General features: G+C 29.8%; 16 protein-coding genes. 3 read left to right on the top strand and 13 right to left on the bottom strand.

The annotated features are described in order from the left end of the window. Window positions 1–59: 59 nt before the first annotated feature. The 12 genes from ACNMOQ_RS08195 to ACNMOQ_RS08250 all read right to left on the bottom strand — a co-directional run bounded on the left by ACNMOQ_RS08195 (window position 60) and on the right by ACNMOQ_RS08250 (window position 12,590). On the bottom strand, window positions 60–1,016 hold the full coding sequence (locus tag ACNMOQ_RS08195; RefSeq protein ID WP_016998643.1) for a bifunctional riboflavin kinase/FAD synthetase: 957 nt from the start codon (window positions 1,014–1,016) through the stop codon (window positions 60–62). A 12-nt stretch (window positions 1,017–1,028) separates the two neighbouring features. Then, window positions 1,029–1,937 (bottom strand): tRNA pseudouridine(55) synthase TruB, encoded by a 909-nt coding sequence (truB, locus tag ACNMOQ_RS08200; RefSeq protein ID WP_082892509.1) that lies wholly within the window; start codon window positions 1,935–1,937, stop codon window positions 1,029–1,031. Between the two features lie 85 nt (window positions 1,938–2,022). After that, a complete protein-coding gene (locus tag ACNMOQ_RS08205; RefSeq protein WP_064204815.1) occupies window positions 2,023–2,664 on the bottom strand; it encodes a hypothetical protein in 642 nt (213 codons plus the stop codon). Window positions 2,665–2,668: 4 nt separating this feature from the next. Continuing rightward, window positions 2,669–4,021 carry a HAMP domain-containing sensor histidine kinase gene (locus tag ACNMOQ_RS08210; RefSeq protein WP_214269839.1) on the bottom strand — a complete coding sequence of 451 codons (1,353 nt, stop codon included), beginning with the start codon at window positions 4,019–4,021 and terminating at the stop codon, window positions 2,669–2,671. Between the two features lie 4 nt (window positions 4,022–4,025). Beyond that, the gene (locus ACNMOQ_RS08215; protein ID WP_064204813.1) at window positions 4,026–4,703 is read right to left on the bottom strand and encodes a response regulator transcription factor; all 678 of its coding nucleotides are present in this window, start codon (window positions 4,701–4,703) and stop codon (window positions 4,026–4,028) included. Between the two features lie 11 nt (window positions 4,704–4,714). Beyond that, window positions 4,715–6,094: an SLC13 family permease gene (locus ACNMOQ_RS08220; RefSeq protein WP_016998637.1), complete on the bottom strand. Its 1,380-nt coding sequence runs from the start codon at window positions 6,092–6,094 to the stop codon at window positions 4,715–4,717. Beyond that, the gene (locus ACNMOQ_RS08225) at window positions 6,091–7,275 is read right to left on the bottom strand and encodes a glycerate kinase family protein (protein ID WP_064204812.1); all 1,185 of its coding nucleotides are present in this window, start codon (window positions 7,273–7,275) and stop codon (window positions 6,091–6,093) included. Before ACNMOQ_RS08225 ends, ACNMOQ_RS08220 begins: the two co-directional genes overlap by 4 nt. Window positions 7,276–7,451: 176 nt before the next feature. Continuing rightward, window positions 7,452–7,796: a 30S ribosome-binding factor RbfA gene (gene rbfA / locus ACNMOQ_RS08230; protein ID WP_416349669.1), complete on the bottom strand. Its 345-nt coding sequence runs from the start codon at window positions 7,794–7,796 to the stop codon at window positions 7,452–7,454. 106 nt (window positions 7,797–7,902) lie between these two features. Further along, complete coding sequence (locus ACNMOQ_RS08235; RefSeq protein WP_239706447.1) at window positions 7,903–8,877, bottom strand: alpha/beta hydrolase fold domain-containing protein; 975 nt, start codon at window positions 8,875–8,877, stop codon at window positions 7,903–7,905. An 82-nt stretch (window positions 8,878–8,959) separates the two neighbouring features. Then, a complete protein-coding gene (locus ACNMOQ_RS08240; protein ID WP_416350399.1) occupies window positions 8,960–9,577 on the bottom strand; it encodes a LysE/ArgO family amino acid transporter in 618 nt (205 codons plus the stop codon). 56 nt (window positions 9,578–9,633) lie between these two features. Then, window positions 9,634–12,165, bottom strand: coding sequence for a glycosyltransferase (locus ACNMOQ_RS08245; RefSeq protein ID WP_416349670.1), 2,532 nt, complete (start codon window positions 12,163–12,165; stop codon window positions 9,634–9,636). Window positions 12,166–12,191: 26 nt separating this feature from the next. Then, window positions 12,192–12,590, bottom strand: a complete 399-nt coding sequence (locus ACNMOQ_RS08250; protein ID WP_135020954.1) for a hypothetical protein — start codon at window positions 12,588–12,590, stop codon at window positions 12,192–12,194. A gap of 323 nt (window positions 12,591–12,913) precedes the next feature. On the opposite strand from ACNMOQ_RS08250, the gene ACNMOQ_RS08255 reads away from it, so the two are divergent. The 3 genes from ACNMOQ_RS08255 (at window position 12,914) to arsB (ending at window position 14,852) form a co-directional block, all read left to right on the top strand. Continuing rightward, window positions 12,914–13,057: a putative metal homeostasis protein gene (locus ACNMOQ_RS08255; protein ID WP_016998626.1), complete on the top strand. Its 144-nt coding sequence runs from the start codon at window positions 12,914–12,916 to the stop codon at window positions 13,055–13,057. Window positions 13,058–13,245: 188 nt separating this feature from the next. After that, window positions 13,246–13,566, top strand: a complete 321-nt coding sequence (locus ACNMOQ_RS08260; protein ID WP_016998625.1) for an ArsR/SmtB family transcription factor — start codon at window positions 13,246–13,248, stop codon at window positions 13,564–13,566. Then, window positions 13,563–14,852: an arsenite efflux transporter membrane subunit ArsB gene (gene arsB, locus ACNMOQ_RS08265; protein WP_016998624.1), complete on the top strand. Its 1,290-nt coding sequence runs from the start codon at window positions 13,563–13,565 to the stop codon at window positions 14,850–14,852. Before ACNMOQ_RS08260 ends, arsB begins: the two co-directional genes overlap by 4 nt. Before the next feature lie 815 nt (window positions 14,853–15,667). Here the strand turns inward: arsB and infB are convergent. After that, the gene (gene infB, locus ACNMOQ_RS08270; RefSeq protein ID WP_416349671.1) at window positions 15,668–17,788 is read right to left on the bottom strand and encodes a translation initiation factor IF-2; all 2,121 of its coding nucleotides are present in this window, start codon (window positions 17,786–17,788) and stop codon (window positions 15,668–15,670) included. Window positions 17,789–17,791 lie beyond the last annotated feature (3 nt).

Below are 17,791 nucleotides of genomic sequence, written 5' to 3' on the forward strand. Positions count from 1 at the left end.
GAATCGTCGGAGTGTCGATCAGCCAAGGAATAGGCACTTTAACTATTATACATAAACCACTATTGTTTATCAAGTTCAAGTAATGATTTTGCTTTTTCTTTATCTTTAGATATTTGTTCTACAAGTGCATCAATGCCGTTAAACTTTTGTTCTGGTCTAATGAAATGATGCCAAAATACTTCCACTCTCTCCCCGTAAATACTTTCTTCAAAATCGAAAATATTTACTTCGATGCTAACTTGTGAAACTGATGGGTCATGAAAAGTTGGTTTAACCCCTACATTACAGACACCTTCATATACTTTGTTTCTAGACTTAATGAGTAATGTAACGGCATATACACCATTTCTTGGTAATACATATTCGTCACTAGGTTCGACATTAGCGGTTGGAAAGCCTATTGTTCTACCTCTTTTTTCTCCCTGAACAACCATGCCTTTTATAACATATGGACGACCTAAAGCTAAAGTACACGCTTCTACTTCACCTAATTCAAGTGAAGTTCTAATATTTGTAGTTGATATTTTAACATCTTCTTCTAAAGTTTGTTTAGAAACGACGTGTACACTAAAAGGATAATCATTCTCTTGTAAAGAAGCCATATTGCCTTTTCCGTATTTACCAAAGCTAAAATCATATCCCGCAATGACAGCTTTAACATGATTACGAATAAAATATTGTTCTACAAATTCATCTGCAGAAACATCTGCAAAGCTAGAAGAAAAGTTTACGACAAAACAATAATCCACTCCGAGCTTTTCTATTGCTTCGACTTTATCCGTTATCGGTGTTAAATATGTAGTTCTTTTCTTTTCTGGATTAAGTACTACAGAAGGATGAGGGTCAAAAGTCATAACAGCCTTTTTCAAATCGTTATGTTCTGCTACTTCAAGCATTTTTTTCAATACTTTTTGGTGGCCAATATGTATACCATCAAAAAAACCTATTGCTAATGCAATATTCTCATTTACAAATTGTGATGAATTAATTGGGTGTGAAATTTCTATAACTTCCATCAGAATACTCCTTTAAAGAAAAACTTTTTTTGGTTTATATAAATCATTATTTTTTTCATAAGGCTCCATAATCGCTATTGCATGTTCTTTATACCATAGGACAAATTCACCGTCTATATTAGTATTTAAATCGGTTTTCATAATCTTCTGTCCATTTTGTATCCTTTTAACAAGACCAGAATCTTCTACGATTATTTTTTGTAAGCCATTCAATCCATATTCTAATGGAAGAAGCACTTCCTGTAACCTATCTTGCTCAACTATTTCACGTAAGTTATCTAATGTAATAGACTGATTTAACGAAAATCCACCACTTTTCAATCTAACTAAATGAGACATATGTGCAGGATAACCAAGTAATTCTCCTATCTGAGTTGCTAATGTTCTTATATATGTCCCTTTTCCACACTCGACTTCTATTTCAAATTTACAAGTTTGGTTGTCATATGAAATGTCTGAAGTTAGCTCAATACTGTTAATGAAGACTTTACGAACAGGTCTTTCAACTTCAATATTTTGACGAGCGTATTCATATAATTTTTTTCCGTTTACTTTAACAGCTGAATACATCGGCGGAATTTGCTCAATTTCACCCACTAATTTATTTAAAGTTGAACGTATGTCATCAGTACACCAAATATTTTCAGTTACAGCTTTTTCTTCTACTATTTCTCCAGTTTGATCTTCAGTAGTCGTGCTTTTACCAATTGTTACTTCAGCAATATATGTCTTACCACTTTCCATAACATAATCACTGACACGAGTAGCTTTACCTACGCATATTGGTAAAACACCACTTACTTCTGGATCTAAAGTGCCAGTATGACCAACTTTTTTAGTTTTTAATATTTTTCGAAGTTTAAACACGACATCGTGACTCGTCATGCCTACTTCTTTATGAATTGCTAATATGCCATCCAAATTTACGACCTCCAAAACATGCTTCTATTCATTACAAGTTTACATTAAAACTCAAGTAAAAAGAAGAAATAACTAACAATCCATGTTAATCGTCATCGTATTCATCATCGTCGTAGTCATCGTCATCTTCATAGTAATATTGTTCTTTATTTTCATTACCCGCATTATAACTAGGTTGAGGTTGTTCAATATTAAACCATGATACTGAATTAACTTTTCCATTTAACGAATTAACTGAAACGACAGCACCTTCGTTATCATCAACATGTTGAGTAACAGTATATGTCATAGGCTTAGAGTCTTCATTTTTCTTAATATCTACAAAAGTACCTCCCACTTCATTCATAACTATTTGTTTTGCTCTTTTTTCAGTTATAAGCGTTTTTTTCTTGTCATCTTTTTTTGTTTTTTCTTTTGTCTTTGGTTTTTCTTTTTTAGTTTGTTTTTTAGGTGTTGTTTGTGACGTAACGTTTTTAATCGTTTCTTTTCTTCGATCAATTTCTAAACTGTATTTTTTATCTTTATCTTTGATTTTCACATAAAAAGTTCGATTATCTTTAGATTGAGTTAATTTAGTAATATCACCTTTATATCTTTCTGATATTAATGTTTTAGCTAAGTCTTTATCCATCAATTGTTCTGTTGACCTGATGTAAATAATGGAAATTAAAGCAATTAGAAGAATTGCCATAACGACTATAAGCAAAGGTTTAATCGCTTTTTTCATTTTTTCACACCTTTCTCACTTTCAATATAAATTCTGATCCGACACCTTCTTCACTTTTAACTTGTATGTCGATTTGATTTTTCGATGCAAGTTCTTTCGCAATTGATAAACCTAACCCAGATCCTCCAGACTGTCGAGATCTTGCTTTATCAACTCTATAAAACCTCGTAAATATTTTTTCAATATCCTCTTCAACAATCCCAGGTCCATAATCTTTAATTATGATTTCTATATATTGAACTTTATCTGTAAGCTCTAAATCAATTTCTGATTGACTATATTTATATGCATTATCAAGAAAAATAGTCATCAACTGATTAAAGCTATCTTTATTAATTTTTCCGGCTAATGAATTTTCGGTTGTATATATATTGATTTTCCTTTGATAAACTTGTGAAAGTTTTTTAGTTAAACTCGAAACTTGTTCAATAATATCAACTTTTGACAATTCAATGTCATGAAAAGTACGTTCTATTTTAGCTAAGTCTAGCATTTGTTCAGTTAAATATTTTAATCTTTTAGCTTCTTCATTAATGGTATCAATACCTTCATCTAATAAATCAGGACGTGTTTTACCAAATCTTTTTAACATTTCACTGTATGAATTCATAACTGTTATCGGTGTTTTTAATTCATGTGATGCGTTGAGTATAAATGCTTGTTGTTTTTCATCATGATCTTTTAAATTGAGCATCATTTCATTAAATGTATTCGAAAGTTCTTTCAACTCTTTCGTATCGTTATCATTTATATCGATTTTACTGTAATGCTTTGTTTCTCTCGTTTTATTCATTTGTTCAATGAGCTCATTAATTGGCTTCAAAATAATTTGCGTAATGATTCTATTCAAAAGAAATATAACGATTAGAATAATGATAGTCGAAACAATTAATATCCATTTTAAAATAGAAAAAGTTTCATATTTAAAATCGATATTTTCAAATATTTGTAGATTGCTGACTTCACCATTTTTCCAAATAATCGGTAAGGATACCATAGCAAAATGATTGCCACTTTTTTCGACGACTTTTTTATATTGTTCATTTTTATATGATTCTGCTAAGTTTTTATACTTAACATCTGTTGAAATTTGAACGACACTTTTATTTTTTTGGTTAACTACTGTAATATATCCATCAGAAAGTAAATAAGATTGCAAAACAGCTTCGGTATTAACATCAGTATCTGAAGTATTTTGCAACTCTTTCATAATATTAATGCCTCGACTTTCTAGCTGAGTTACTTCCGAGTCGAGTGAAACTTTTTGATAAACAAAATAAACAAATAAATTTATACAAATAACAACAATGACAATCATTACCGTTGTATAGAGTTGAATTTTCGTCCCTAGTTTCATAGATTCAATCCTTTATCATATATCCAATACCTCTAACGCTAGATATCAAGGATATGTCATTTTGATCTAGTTTTTTTCTTAAATATCTGACATAAACATCAATAACATTCGTGTCGCCATAATATTCGTATCCCCACACCGCTTCAATAATTTGTTCTCTTGTTAAAGCTTGGTTTTTATTCTGAATAAAGTACAACAATAAATCATATTCTTTTTGAGTTAAATTAACGAGTGATTCATTTATATATACTTCTCGGCTTAATGGATGAATATTTAAATGTTTAAATTGAATTTCATTACGATTCTCTTCAGTTGTTTCATTGTTTTGTTTTAAATGAACTCTAATTCTAGCGAGAAGTTCTTCTATTTCAAATGGTTTAGTCATATAATCATTTGCACCAGAATCTAAACCACTCACTTTATCCATCACTGCATCTCTAGCAGTTAACATAATAATTTTAATGTTACTATCCTCTTCCCTAATCCTTCTCAAAACCTCTAAACCATTTAATTCAGGAATCATGACATCCAATAAAACTAAATCAAAATGATTCGATTCAAACAGTTCTAAAGCCTGTCTTCCGGTATTCGCTATACTAATTTCATAATTTGCATACTCTAATTCCAATTGTATGACTCTAGCAATTTTCACTTCATCTTCAACAATTAAGATTTTTTCCATGTCTCTTCTCCTTACCTAAGCGATAATCCAGTATATTGCCACCAGAAATAATAACACGCAATCATTATTAACATGTAAATAGGCATCAATATACCACTTACTTTCGCTAAATCTATATTTTTAAATGGTTTTCGATCTTGTTCATAAAATAGCAGTAGCGCTTTTGAACTCACTGGAAAGGTAACGCAGTAATTTGTCCCTATCAAAGTCATGAAAACAACTGAAATGGGATTTAAATTGAACATATCACTAAATAATAAAAATAACGGAACAAAAACGACGGCTCGTGTAGTGTGACTTGTTACATATAAATGTGATGTTACCGTTATTATCACAATTATGAGTAATACAACTAGTTCATTGATATTTTCGAATTGAGATAAATAACCGTATAAATTTTTTTGTATATATTCTATAACCTTATATGATACAAGTAATTCACCAAGAGCGGTCGCACCAGCAACAAAAAATATTAAACTCCAAGAGATGCTTTTCAAACCTTGTTTCCATGAGATGACACCGATATTAGGTGCCATCATAACAACACTCATAGCAATCGTTATAAATGCAATATCAAACCCATGTAGAGATTCAGTTATCCATAAACTAATCGTTATAAATAAATATAACAATGTCTTTTTTTCTTTTGTACTTAATGGTTTATGTTTACTTTTCACTTCTTTAAAAGATGATTCTGAACCTGTATCGTTTTTAATAAAAAACAATTTCTTTATAATAAATAAACTGATAACACCCATTATGATACCAAATGGAAATCCCCATATAATAAAGTCTACATAAGAAATCGTTTCATTCGTCTGACCTTTTAACAAACCAATACCCACGATATGACTTCCAGCACCGATTAAAGTAAGATTTGCCCCCATTAAAATAAGCACTGGTATCAATAATGCAAAATATTTTTGATTTGATTGAAATCTAGAAGCAAAAGCTTTATAAATTGGAATCATTGAAGCAGCTCTCCCTGATGTGGAAGGTACTAATATAGAAATTATTTGAACGATTATAAATAAAAATATATTCATCTTATTTTCTGTATGACATTTATTATCTATCCAATGAATTAATCTATCTAGTAAACCACTTATTTCAACAGCTGCCCCTATAATAAATGCACCAATCATGAGCCAAACAACATGCTCATCCATTGATTCAAATAATATTTTTTCAGGAATACCTAACAGTATACCTATTGTTAATGCTATAAATGCAGATAAACCTGCAGGCATATTCGTTAATAAAAATAGACCTAATGATAATACAAAGATGATCAAACTAAGTTGACCTAAATAAGGTAAATCAATATATAAGAATACAACGATAGAAAATATAAAATATAAACACAGATAAACTATTTGCTTATTAGTCATTTAACAACATCTTTTGCAGCAACCATTTGATTGCCTAAATTAATGCCTATTGTAATATGTCTCAAGGCATTTTCAGAACAATTTTCTAGCCATTTATCTGCGTCTAAAATTGAATTTTCTAACGTCGTAGGTTCTGGAATGATGCTACTAAATGCATCAATACCACTTTGATAATTAATCTTTGCATTATGACCTATTGTACCAGCAAAAGCAATAACTGGTTTTTTATGCATTTTTGCAATCCTTGCAACTTCAGATGGAATTTTTCCATTTGGTGTTTGAAAATCTATACATCCTTCTGCAGTTATAACTAGATCTGCATTTTGAATTGCATCTGAAATCTCTATATACTTCATAATAATTTCAAATCTTGGATGTAGACGGGCATTAAGGAATCCATATAAACCTGCACCTAAACCACCTGATGCACCTCCACCATTCATTAAAGAAATATCCTCTTTTTTCAAACTTTTTATGAGTTTTGCAAGATGTTCTAGGTTGTTAGACAATAGTTCGACATTTTCAGGAGATGCACCCTTTTGCGGTCCATATACTCTTGCTACCCCTTTTTGTCCACACAATAAATTTGTCCAATTAACTGCTACATCTATGTCTACTAAATTTACTCTAGCATCCATATAACTCATATCAACCCCATAAATCCGATTTATTTCGCCTCCACCGTTTATAAATACAGCTTCACCATTTTCATTTAAGAATTTTATGCCTAACGCCTGAGCCATGCCTACTCCACCATCTGATGTACCTGAATCACCACACCCAATCAGAATACGTTCTGCACCATTATCCAATGCCTTAATAATCGTTTCACCTACCCCAAAAGTTGTCGTGTTTAATGGATTTCTCATATTTTGTGGTACATGTCTCAACCCTGCAATTGCCGCCATTTCTATTACAGCTGTCTTTATACCATTTTCCTCAAAAACACCAAAGAAAGATTTTATAGGTTTACCAACCGGACCCATCACTTGTGTTTTTACTTTTCTGCCTTCTTTTAGTTTTGTAATCGTATCTACAAAACCTTCTCCACCATCTACCATAGGAATAGTAGTGACATCATGATAAGGATTCACTTTGTTTATTCCTCTCGAAATAGAATTTCCAACTTCTTCGGCACTTAAGCTCTCTTTAAACCCTGAAGGTACAACTACAATTTTCATTTTAATTTCCTCCTCTATTTGTACTTCGCTATCTTTAACTTATCTACAATGTACATTTACATAGTTCACAAACAATTAGAGGAAAATTAAAAATTGATTAAAAAGAAAAAAACACCCAATAAATTCACGTTAAATGTGAAAATATCGGGTGTTTTTCTTTTAAATATTATAATGTTTTATTCGTTACGATTTAAATCTTGAATCATGCGTTCGATTTTATTACCGTAGTCAATTGATTCATCGTATTTAAAGTGTAACTCTGGTAAGATACGTAATTTCATACGGCTTCCAAGTTCGGATTTAATAAATCCTTTTGCTTTTTCTAAGCCTTCGAATGTTTCTTCTTTTTCTTTATCTGACCCCAATACTGTTAAATAAACAGTAGCATCTGATAAATCACCTGGTAGTTCAACATCAGTAATTGTTAAGAAACCAACTCTAGGGTCTTTAAGCTTGTTATTTATTATATCCATAAGTTCTTTTTTCATTTGTTCTCCAACACGTTCAGAACGAATACTCATTAAAATTCACCTCTTTATTAGTCATTACGACTATCTATACAATTATTTATTATAACACATGCCATAATGCTTAAAAAGATAATCGTTTGCACGTTTAAAAAGTTTATTAAAAATTATTAATTTTATTATAAATGATACTTCTAGCGTCTTTCCCTTCTTCAATTGGAAAGATTGGGAATACATGATTTTGGTTCACATATTCATGATAAGCAACGTCGTTTGAAAATTTTTGAAGTTTTTCTTTAAACAATCTAATATCCGGCAACAATATTTCTCTTGTGCCTACAAAAATAGTCATAGGAGGCAGTGATTGCAAATCTCCATATATAGGTGATAATAAATGATGATTTTTATTCGTATGGCCACACCATAAATCACCACAAAATTGTAAACTTTCAATATCAAGCATTGGATCGCTTTGTTGCAGCTCTTCTGTAATATCTTTGTTATCCATATTCATATCTATCCAAGGTGAAAGTAAAAATGCATGAAGCGGTTGCTTAATGTGTTGTTCTTTTAATAATTGCATAAGTCCTACAGCTAATCCGCCACCTGCAGAATCACCAATAATAACAACTTCCTCGTGTTCTTCAATCATGCGTCTATATAAATCAATGATTAACTCATATGATCTAATAAATATTTGATTCGGCGCTTTCGGATATATAGGTACTTCCACTTTTAAATTTACAGTTTTAGCAAGTTCATCTATAAATTTATGGTGATAAATGGTTGGTTGGTGTATATAAGCGCCACCATGCAAGTATAAAATACCTACTTTTGAGTTTAAGTTAGAGTTATATGTTAATACTTGCATTTCGTCAATTTGATATTCATTTATTTTTGTTTTAGGTTTAAATAATTTTGGTAAGGTATATCGTTTTTCATTTTCCTCATATAATTCATTTACAAACTCAGATTTAGATTCATAACTTTCATATTTAGGAAATGTATTTTGCGCTGCGATCATCCATTCAACGATTTGACTTTTCATACTTCTTTTAGATAATTTTTTAACAACATACTGACTAGCTACTAAGCTAGCACCAATAGTAATTACACCTTTTGCCCAGGTTTTCATGTACATCTACTCCATATTAATTGATATTAAATTTATTCCCTTAAATATACTTAAATATTCATAAAATAACAAATATTACCTATTAAAAAATAAGAGTAAGAATGTTTTTTAGTATAATTAAGGCAACGATGAAGATAACAATACTTGAAATTTTATTCAAATATATAATCCATTGACCTGTTTTATCAACTGTTCCAACGATTTTACCTAAAATCGCTAATAAAATAAACCAAAGCCATGAAATCAAAATAGTGGATGCTGTGAAGATAAATTTATCTAATCCTTCATAAACTGAAGCACTTGTACCAATTACACCAATTGTATCCATGATAGCGTGTGGATTTAATAATGATACTGATATCGCAAACCCAACTTGTTTTTTAGCAGACATAGAAGGCTGATATTCCAAACTTTGAGGTTTTTCCTTCCATAATACAATCCCCATATAAATTAAAAATATAAATCCTATTATATATACAACAAGTTGTAATACCGGCAATGATAATAGAACAAGCGATACGCCTAATACTGCTAATAAAATTAAAAGCGTGTCACATAGACCTGCAGTAATAATTACAGGTATTGTTTTTCTAATTTGTTTATGATTAGCGCCTTGATTAAAAATAAACACATTTTGTGCACCTAAAGGTAAAATTAGACCAAGCGCTAATAATAAACCGTGTAAAAAAGCAGCCACTATTTTTTCCTCCTAAAATAAGAATCGTCTTTAAAAACATATGATTCTTATTTTACTATTCAGAAAACTTCTATGCTACTATAATTTTGATTTTGTATTGTTTTTATGATTACTGTTCCTGCTTTTTTAAAAGAATCTTTATCATAATCTTTATTATATTTTAACTCAAAAGAAATGGTTTCATTAGGTCGTATTTCAATTGTTTCTTCTTCATTAAAGCTATTAATACTTATCTCATTATATTTTTTAACATTGCTAATAATATTCAATAGCGATTGTGGGTCTTTATATAATGTTTTTATTTTAAAATATTTAACTGAATTTGTAGTGTTTTCAAGTTTTAAGCTAAAGTTCTTATGAGACGTTATTGGTAATTTCGGTTTAAATATATATTGTGATTTTTTTCTTGATACTTCTAAATCCAGTGAATAAATTAAATTTACTTCGCCTACTTCTATAGTTATATTTTGATTTAATTTGTCTATTGTTTCTATTTTTTTATTTAGATTTTTTGTTATAGATTGGAATACATTGTTTAACTTTTCATCATATATATCTGAATAATTTATTTTGTATAAATTATTGTGATTTTGCTGAGATAATATACTATTTTCTTCTACCATTGCCAAAATAGCTTTATTAGCACCTAAATAATCACTTAACTTCGATGGTAAATATGGGTGCGTGTTTTTATATTCTTTTGTTTTTGCATCTAATATTATTAATATATCCATTTTAGTTGTTAAGTTAAGACAATCTAAATACGACACAGTATCATTTAAATAAACATTTGAATAGTCATTGATACGTTCTAATTCGTCATGACTAAGGTGCTTAATGTTCGTAAATATATGAAATTGAATTATTAAGTCAGTTTGGCTTAATAATTCATCTACCATGTCTAAAAATAAATTCAAACTTCTCGTCTCGTAAAAATTCCCAAAATAACCTATTTGTACAGCTTTTTCATTCATCGGATAATAGTAATCGGTTTTATAATATAAATCATTATTAGGTATAGGATACCTGTCTATTTTACTTTTGCTTTTAATAAAATTTTGAAGGTTATTAGAAAAGCAGCTCGTCTTATATTCAAGTTGATATTCGTTTGTAAATAATAATTCGTCTGCAAAAGCAAAACCAATAAGCTCTGCTAAATTAAATAAACTCTCGTCGACATATGGCAAAAATGGTTGGAAATCTTCTTCTAACTTTAAAGATTCTAAAAGCATATTATATACTTCTATAGAACTATATCTTTCTTTTGATTTAATATCATATAATAAAGGATCTGAAAATTCAGCAACCCATTTAATATTAGGATTATTCAATTTAATAAATAACGATGAAAAATATGAAGATGGAAATAACACGCTACTGTACAGAGTTTCATATTTTTCTTTATTATTTAAATAAAAACTAAAAGCTTCATCTATAAATTGTGAGATCAGTCCAAAATCAGAAAAACTAACTGAGCTTTTTGAAACTTTATGTTGGTCTATTTTATCAATACATATACTTTTTAGCTTAAAATCTTTTTCTCTTTTTGATGTCATATCATTGCTGAATATATCTACAATTTTATCGTTGTTAGAAATCCTTTTTGCCATTAAAATACCACTATTATCAATGAATGGTGGGAAACAATATGCTATCACTAATTCTTTTGCCATACCTATATTTACAAAATATTCATTCAAATGATTATAATTTTTCATATTCAATAAGTTTACAACTTCGTTCTTATATTCAGGATATACTTTTAAAAATTTAGAAATAAACCCTGTTTGTGCATTATATTTTGTTGAAATAAATTTCTTAACTCTAGAATGTAAATTACTTTCTAATAATTTATCCAAAGTATCTAATACATCTAACCTTTGAGCAATATTAAAATCATAAGAAAATTTGCCTCTTGAAACTGAATTTTCATTCAGTAGACGGTAATATACGACTTCTTTATCCAGATTGATAACTTCTATTTTCGGATTGAATTTTGCATATAAATAACAATAGAAAACAGTGTCTTCACCACTTAACAAAGTAGGATTAAAATTTACTGCCTCTAAGTAATGACTAGGTATAAACTTACAAGTTGTAATGCCTAAAATAGCGTGTATATTGAATAAACTATAACCTGTTTCTTTGTACTTTATTAAAGGTAAGTTCACTGGATTATTTTTAACAATCGATCCATCATTTAACATATCATGAATTTGAGTTACTAAAATTGTATCTTCTTTAAGTAATTGAAAACTTTCTTCTATATAATTCGAAGAAATAAAGTCATCAACGTCGAGAAAAGTTGTATGTGAATATTTTACGTATTGCATCCCTAAATTTCTTGCTTTAGAAGCTCCCGTTTCATCACTGATTAAAACTAAATGTTTAAAATTCATATGGTCAACATGATGAATTAAATATTGATAAGTTTCTTCAAATACACCATTTAATACAAAAATCACTTCGAATTTTGCTTCTTTTACAATTAAATTATTTAAGTTTTTTATTAACCCCTCTATATAAGTCATGCCTTCGTGAATCGGAATAATAATAGAAATACCTTTATCAAATTTTATTGTTTCATTCATCACTTAACCAACTTTCTATTTAAAATTTAACGAAATTTAGTTTTTCTACTTATCATGTGAGGTATTTTTTCTAAAATTTGTTGATTAGTGGATTTTTGTACATTTAATAGTTCGGTAGAATACAAATTAAATATTAGGTAACGACCTTCAATTTGTATATTTTTAATTAAAAATCCATCAACTGAAAGTTCATTTATATGTATGTTTTCATAAACATTTATAAGAATTTTTATTTTAAAATGTTTATTACTGTATCGTGAGAGTATATCAATTATACTTTGTAAATTAACGTCATAACAAAGTACTGTACAGTCAATCATGTCAATTTCTTCATGAATATTCCTCAAACTATTCAAATCTTCTAAAGTATTAATTGTTATCTTTTCTATTTTGTAATCTATTAAAGATAATTCTAAATTAGTCATTGTGTAATCCCCTCTTTTTATTTTGGTTAACTCATATCGAATATCTTCTAATCAACTCTAATATATCTAAGTTTATTTATGATATATTCAAATTAATTTCCATAATAAATCCCCTTTATATCATCAAATCTATTTATAACCATTTATCAAAGATTATCATAACTTTATTAAGTATATGTTAATAATGTAAATTCAATTTATACTTTTCCAAAAATAGTAATATAGTCATTATCAATATAATTAGAAATAAGTATTGCAAAATAAAAGAAAAAGATATAAAATTAAATCGTAATAATTACGTTTTAATAAAAGGAGGATTCGATATGGCAGAAAAAACAGACATACAAACAGCTCGTCGTAATTTGAGAAGTCCAAACATCAAGACGCGTAAAAGAGCGTTGAAAATAATAAAAAACTTCAAACGCGCTGCTAGAATCAAAAACATTCAAAATAATGCCGCTTCATAATTTACGTATAAATTTAATCACGATCTAATTTCAATGAATTAAGTCATAAATGCCCTAAAGCCAAAAACCAAAATAACAAAAGCCAATCATTTAATGGTTGGCTTTTATTATTTTTAAATTTTCTTCCACTTAATATATACATGTATCTATATAGATGGTATTCTATATAATGTTAAGGAGGATTTAATATGTCTTATAAAGAAATAGCATCATTATTAAAAGTTTTAGCTGATCCTAGTAGATTAGAAATTATCGATTTATTATCTTGTGGTGAGCTTTGTGCTTGTGACATTCTGGAACATTTTGAATTTTCTCAGCCTACGCTCAGTCATCATATGAAATCTTTAGTGGATCAGAATCTAGTTTTTACTAGAAAAGATGGTAATAAGCGGTTTTATAAATTAAATGATGAATTGTTAACAGAAATTAACTCTAATATTGAGCTTATTCATACATCTAATCATCAATGTATTTGTAAGGATATGAAGAAAGGTGAATGTAACTCATGACTATACTTGCAATCGCCATTTTTCTTATTACTTTAATTTTTGTAATTTGGCAACCTAAAGGACTAGATATTGGTATTACTGCTTTAGTTGGCGCTATTGTAGCTATCATTACTGGTGTTGTCAGTTTTTCTGATGTCTTTGAAGTTACGGGTATTGTTTGGAATGCTACTTTAACATTTGTAGCAGTTATTTTAATTTCTCTTATTCTAGATGAAATTGGTTTCTTTGAATGGTCTGCTATACATATGGTTAAAGCATCAAAAGGCAATGGTATTAAAATGTTTGTATACATTATGTTACTCGGTTCAATTGTAGCTGCGTTTTTCGCTAACGATGGAGCTGCGTTAATTTTAACACCTATAGTCTTAGCGATGGTTCGTCATTTAGGTTTCGACAAGAAAGTTATATTTCCATTTATTATAGCGAGTGGATTTATAGCTGATACAACTTCTTTACCTTTAATCGTAAGTAACTTAGTGAACATCGTATCTGCTGACTACTTCAATATAAGTTTCTTAGAATATTTAGGTCGAATGATTATCCCTAATATCTTTTCTTTAATCGCTAGTATAGTTGTATTGTGGTTATATTTTAGAACGTCTATACCTAAAACATTTGATGCTACTCATATAAAAGCACCACATGAAGCGATTAAAGATAAAAAATTATTTAATATTTCTTGGATTGTATTAATTGTACTTTTAGCTGGATATTTAGTGAGTGAATTTATCAATATACCTGTTTCAATTATAGCGGGTATAATAGCTATCATCTTCTTGATTCTTGCAAGAAGATCCCCTGCTGTTAATACTAGATCAGTTATTAAAGGTGCACCATGGAACATTGTTATTTTTTCTATTGGTATGTACTTAGTAGTCTTTGGATTAAAAAATGTAGGGATTACTACAATACTGGCTGATATATTAAACTATATTGCCGGTTATGGCTTATTTAGTAGTATTATGGGAATGGGCTTTATCGCAGCATTTCTTTCTTCTGTCATGAATAATATGCCAACAGTTTTGATAGATGCTATAGCAATTGATCAATCAAATACAATAGGCTTAATTAAAGAAAGCATGGTATACGCAAACGTTATAGGTTCCGACTTAGGACCAAAAATAACACCAATTGGTTCATTAGCAACATTATTGTGGTTACACGTTTTAACACAAAAAGGTGTCAAAATAAAATGGGGAACATACTTTAAAACAGGTATTATCATTACCATCCCTGTGCTATTCATTACTTTATTAGGACTGTATATTACAATGCTTATTTTTTAAAGTTTATAATTTAGAGGGATCTGATATATAAATATCCTAAAAATCCAAAGACAGTAGAAATTCATTATTAAAATTGAATTTCTACTGTTTTTCTTATATTTATTGCCATTAAGACAATTACTAATTCGCTTTTTACTTTGCATTTTCCTCGAGAAGATATACGAAACTCCTTTATTTTTGGTTCAACTTTTGGGTTGCACTTTATAAAGGTGCATTTACTTGGATTATTGAGGTAGAAAATCCAATAAAAGTGTGCATAGTTAGATTATTATCTTAATTAATCCAATAAAAGTGTGTCTACTTGGATTATTGAAGTAGAAAATACAATAAGAGCATGTTTAGTTGGATTATTGTCGGAGTAAATCCAATAAAGTATGTCTACTTGGATTATTGTTATAGAAAATCCAATAAAAGTGTGGGTAGTTGGATTATTGTCGGAGTAAATCCAATAAAAGTGTGTCTACTTGGATTATTGCCTTAGTAAATCCAATAAGAGTATGGTTAATTGGATTATTGTCGGAGTAAATCCAATAAAAGTGTGTCTACTTGGATTATTGAAGTAGAAAATACAATAAGAGCATGTTTAGTTGGATTATTGTCTTAGTAAATCCAATAAAAGTGTGCGTACTTGGTTTATTGTTATAGAAAATCCAATAAAAGTGTGTCTACTTGGATTATTGAGGTAGAAAATCCAATAAGGGCGCATATAATTGGATTTACGTAATTGTAAATCCAACTAAAATATCAACTCATTTTTAACTAAAAAAAGCAGGGAAGAATCTATCTTTATAGATTCTTCCCTGCTTTTATAATTATTATTTTCTTTCAATTTCAACCATCTTGAACGCTTCAAAAATGTCGCCTTCTTTAATGTCATTGAATTTTTCAATAGTGATACCACATTCATATCCAGTCGCAACTTCTTTAGCGTCATCTTTGTAACGTTTTAATGTATCTAATTCACCTTCAAAGATTACGATTCCGTCACGAATGATACGTACGCTTGCATCTCTAGTAATTTTACCATCTGTTACATAACTACCTGCAATCGTACCAACTTTTGATACTTTGAACGTTTGACGTACTTCAGCTTGTCCAATTACTTGTTCTTCGTATTCAGGATCTAATAATCCTTTCATAGCTGATTCGATTTCTTCGATTACTTTATAGATAATGCGGTGTAATCTCATATCTACGTTTTCTTCTTCTGCTGCACGTTTAGCGCCTGCATCTGGTCTTACGTTAAATCCAATAATAATACCATTTGATGCTGCTGCCAATGTAACGTCAGATGCGTTAATTGCACCTACTGCTGTATGAATAATACGTACGTTTACACCGTCAACGTCAATTTTCATTAATGATGCTGCTAAAGCTTCTACTGAACCTTGTACATCACCTTTAATAATAATATTTAAGTCTTTCATTTCACCTTGTTTCATTTGTTCGAACAAGTTATCTAAAGAAACACTCTTACTATCTTGACGTTGTTTCAAGATATTTTCTTGTTGACGTTTTTCACCAATTTGACGAGCTTGTTTTTCGTTTTTGAATACTACAAATCTATCTCCAGCTTGTGGTACATCATGTAAACCTGTAATTTCAACAGGTGTAGATGGACCAGCTGTTTTGATACGCTTACCTAAGTCACTCACCATAGCACGTACACGTCCATATGTGTTACCAACTACAAGTGAATCTCCAACTTCTAATGTACCATTTTGTACTAATAAAGAAGCGGCAGGTCCGCGAGATTTATCTAATTCTGCTTCGATTACAGTACCAACTGCTGCACGGTCAGGATTAGCTTTTAATTCTTCAATTTCAGAAACCAGACCAATCATTTCTAACAATTCGTCTATTCCTTCACGTTGTATAGCAGATAAGTGAACGAATATTGTATCGCCACCCCAGTCTTCAGGGAATAATCCATGCTCACCAAGTTCTTGTTTTACTCTGTCTGGATTTGCTGTTGGTTTATCAACTTTGTTTACTGCAACAATAATAGGTACTTCTGCTGCTTTAGCATGGTTAATCGCTTCAATAGTTTGAGGCATTACACCATCATCAGCTGCTACTACTAATACAGTAATATCAGTTACTTGGGCACCACGTGCACGCATAGTTGTAAACGCAGCATGTCCTGGTGTATCTAAGAATGTGATTTTTTTGTCGTTGTTTTCGATTTGGTAAGCACCGATATGTTGAGTAATACCGCCCGCTTCACCAGCTGTAACACGAGTGTGACGAATTGAATCTAGTAATGTTGTTTTACCGTGGTCAACGTGTCCCATAATTGTTACAACTGCTGGACGTTCTACTAATCGAGCATCATCAGCTTCTTCATCTTCGAAATAATTTTCTAAATCTGTTGCATCAACATGTACTTCTAATTCAGCTTCAATATCATAATCCGCACAAATCAATTCTACAGTTTCAGTGTCTAATGCTTGGTTAATGTTCGCAACAATACCAAGTAAGAATAATTTTTTAATAATTTCTGAAGCATCTTTATTAATTTTTTCAGATAGTTCACCAACTGTGATACCTTCTTCATAAGTAATTAATGAAGGTGTTTCTTGTACAACTTCTTTAGGCTGTTGTTGGTTACTTTGTTTATTATTCTTTTGATTTTTCTTTTGTTGTTTTTTATTTTTTGGCTTGTTGTTATTTTTATTGTTCTTGTTGTTTTGATTTGATTGATTATTGTTTGGTTTATTTGAATTTGCGTGAGTACTTGTTTGTTCTTTTTTAGTTGTTTCTGGCTTAGTTGCCTCTTGTTTTTTAAACGCTTTATTTAATGTTTTAATGTCGTTCTCCTCTAGTGCTTGCATGTGATTTGATACTTCTACACCGTTTTTCTTTAATTCATCTATAATATCTTTACTCTTTAAGTTAACTTCTTTTGCATACTCATATATTCTTTTTTTACTCATATA

The sequence above is a fragment of the Mammaliicoccus lentus genome (assembly GCF_947036595.1).
GTDB classification, from domain to species: Bacteria; Bacillota; Bacilli; order Staphylococcales; family Staphylococcaceae; genus Mammaliicoccus; species Mammaliicoccus lentus.

What these genes read in the sequence shown, in the direction of transcription:
- ACNMOQ_RS08195 (WP_016998643.1), bottom strand. Translation starts at nt 1,016, where the DNA reads ATGGAAGTTATAGAAATTTCACACCCAATTAATTCATCACAATTTGTA.
- ACNMOQ_RS08205 (WP_064204815.1), bottom strand. Translation starts at nt 2,664, where the DNA reads ATGAAAAAAGCGATTAAACCTTTGCTTATAGTCGTTATGGCAATTCTT.
- ACNMOQ_RS08210 (WP_214269839.1), bottom strand. Translation starts at nt 4,021, where the DNA reads ATGAAACTAGGGACGAAAATTCAACTCTATACAACGGTAATGATTGTC.
- ACNMOQ_RS08215 (WP_064204813.1), bottom strand. Translation starts at nt 4,703, where the DNA reads ATGGAAAAAATCTTAATTGTTGAAGATGAAGTGAAAATTGCTAGAGTC.
- ACNMOQ_RS08220 (WP_016998637.1), bottom strand. Translation starts at nt 6,094, where the DNA reads ATGACTAATAAGCAAATAGTTTATCTGTGTTTATATTTTATATTTTCT.
- ACNMOQ_RS08225 (WP_064204812.1), bottom strand. Translation starts at nt 7,275, where the DNA reads ATGAAAATTGTAGTTGTACCTTCAGGGTTTAAAGAGAGCTTAAGTGCC.
- rbfA (WP_416349669.1), bottom strand. Translation starts at nt 7,796, where the DNA reads ATGAGTATTCGTTCTGAACGTGTTGGAGAACAAATGAAAAAAGAACTT.
- ACNMOQ_RS08235 (WP_239706447.1), bottom strand. Translation starts at nt 8,877, where the DNA reads ATGAAAACCTGGGCAAAAGGTGTAATTACTATTGGTGCTAGCTTAGTA.
- ACNMOQ_RS08245 (WP_416349670.1), bottom strand. Translation starts at nt 12,165, where the DNA reads ATGAATGAAACAATAAAATTTGATAAAGGTATTTCTATTATTATTCCG.
- ACNMOQ_RS08250 (WP_135020954.1), bottom strand. Translation starts at nt 12,590, where the DNA reads ATGACTAATTTAGAATTATCTTTAATAGATTACAAAATAGAAAAGATA.
- ACNMOQ_RS08255 (WP_016998626.1), top strand. Translation starts at nt 12,914, where the DNA reads ATGGCAGAAAAAACAGACATACAAACAGCTCGTCGTAATTTGAGAAGT.
- ACNMOQ_RS08260 (WP_016998625.1), top strand. Translation starts at nt 13,246, where the DNA reads ATGTCTTATAAAGAAATAGCATCATTATTAAAAGTTTTAGCTGATCCT.
- arsB (WP_016998624.1), top strand. Translation starts at nt 13,563, where the DNA reads ATGACTATACTTGCAATCGCCATTTTTCTTATTACTTTAATTTTTGTA.
- infB (WP_416349671.1), bottom strand. Translation starts at nt 17,788, where the DNA reads ATGAGTAAAAAAAGAATATATGAGTATGCAAAAGAAGTTAACTTAAAG.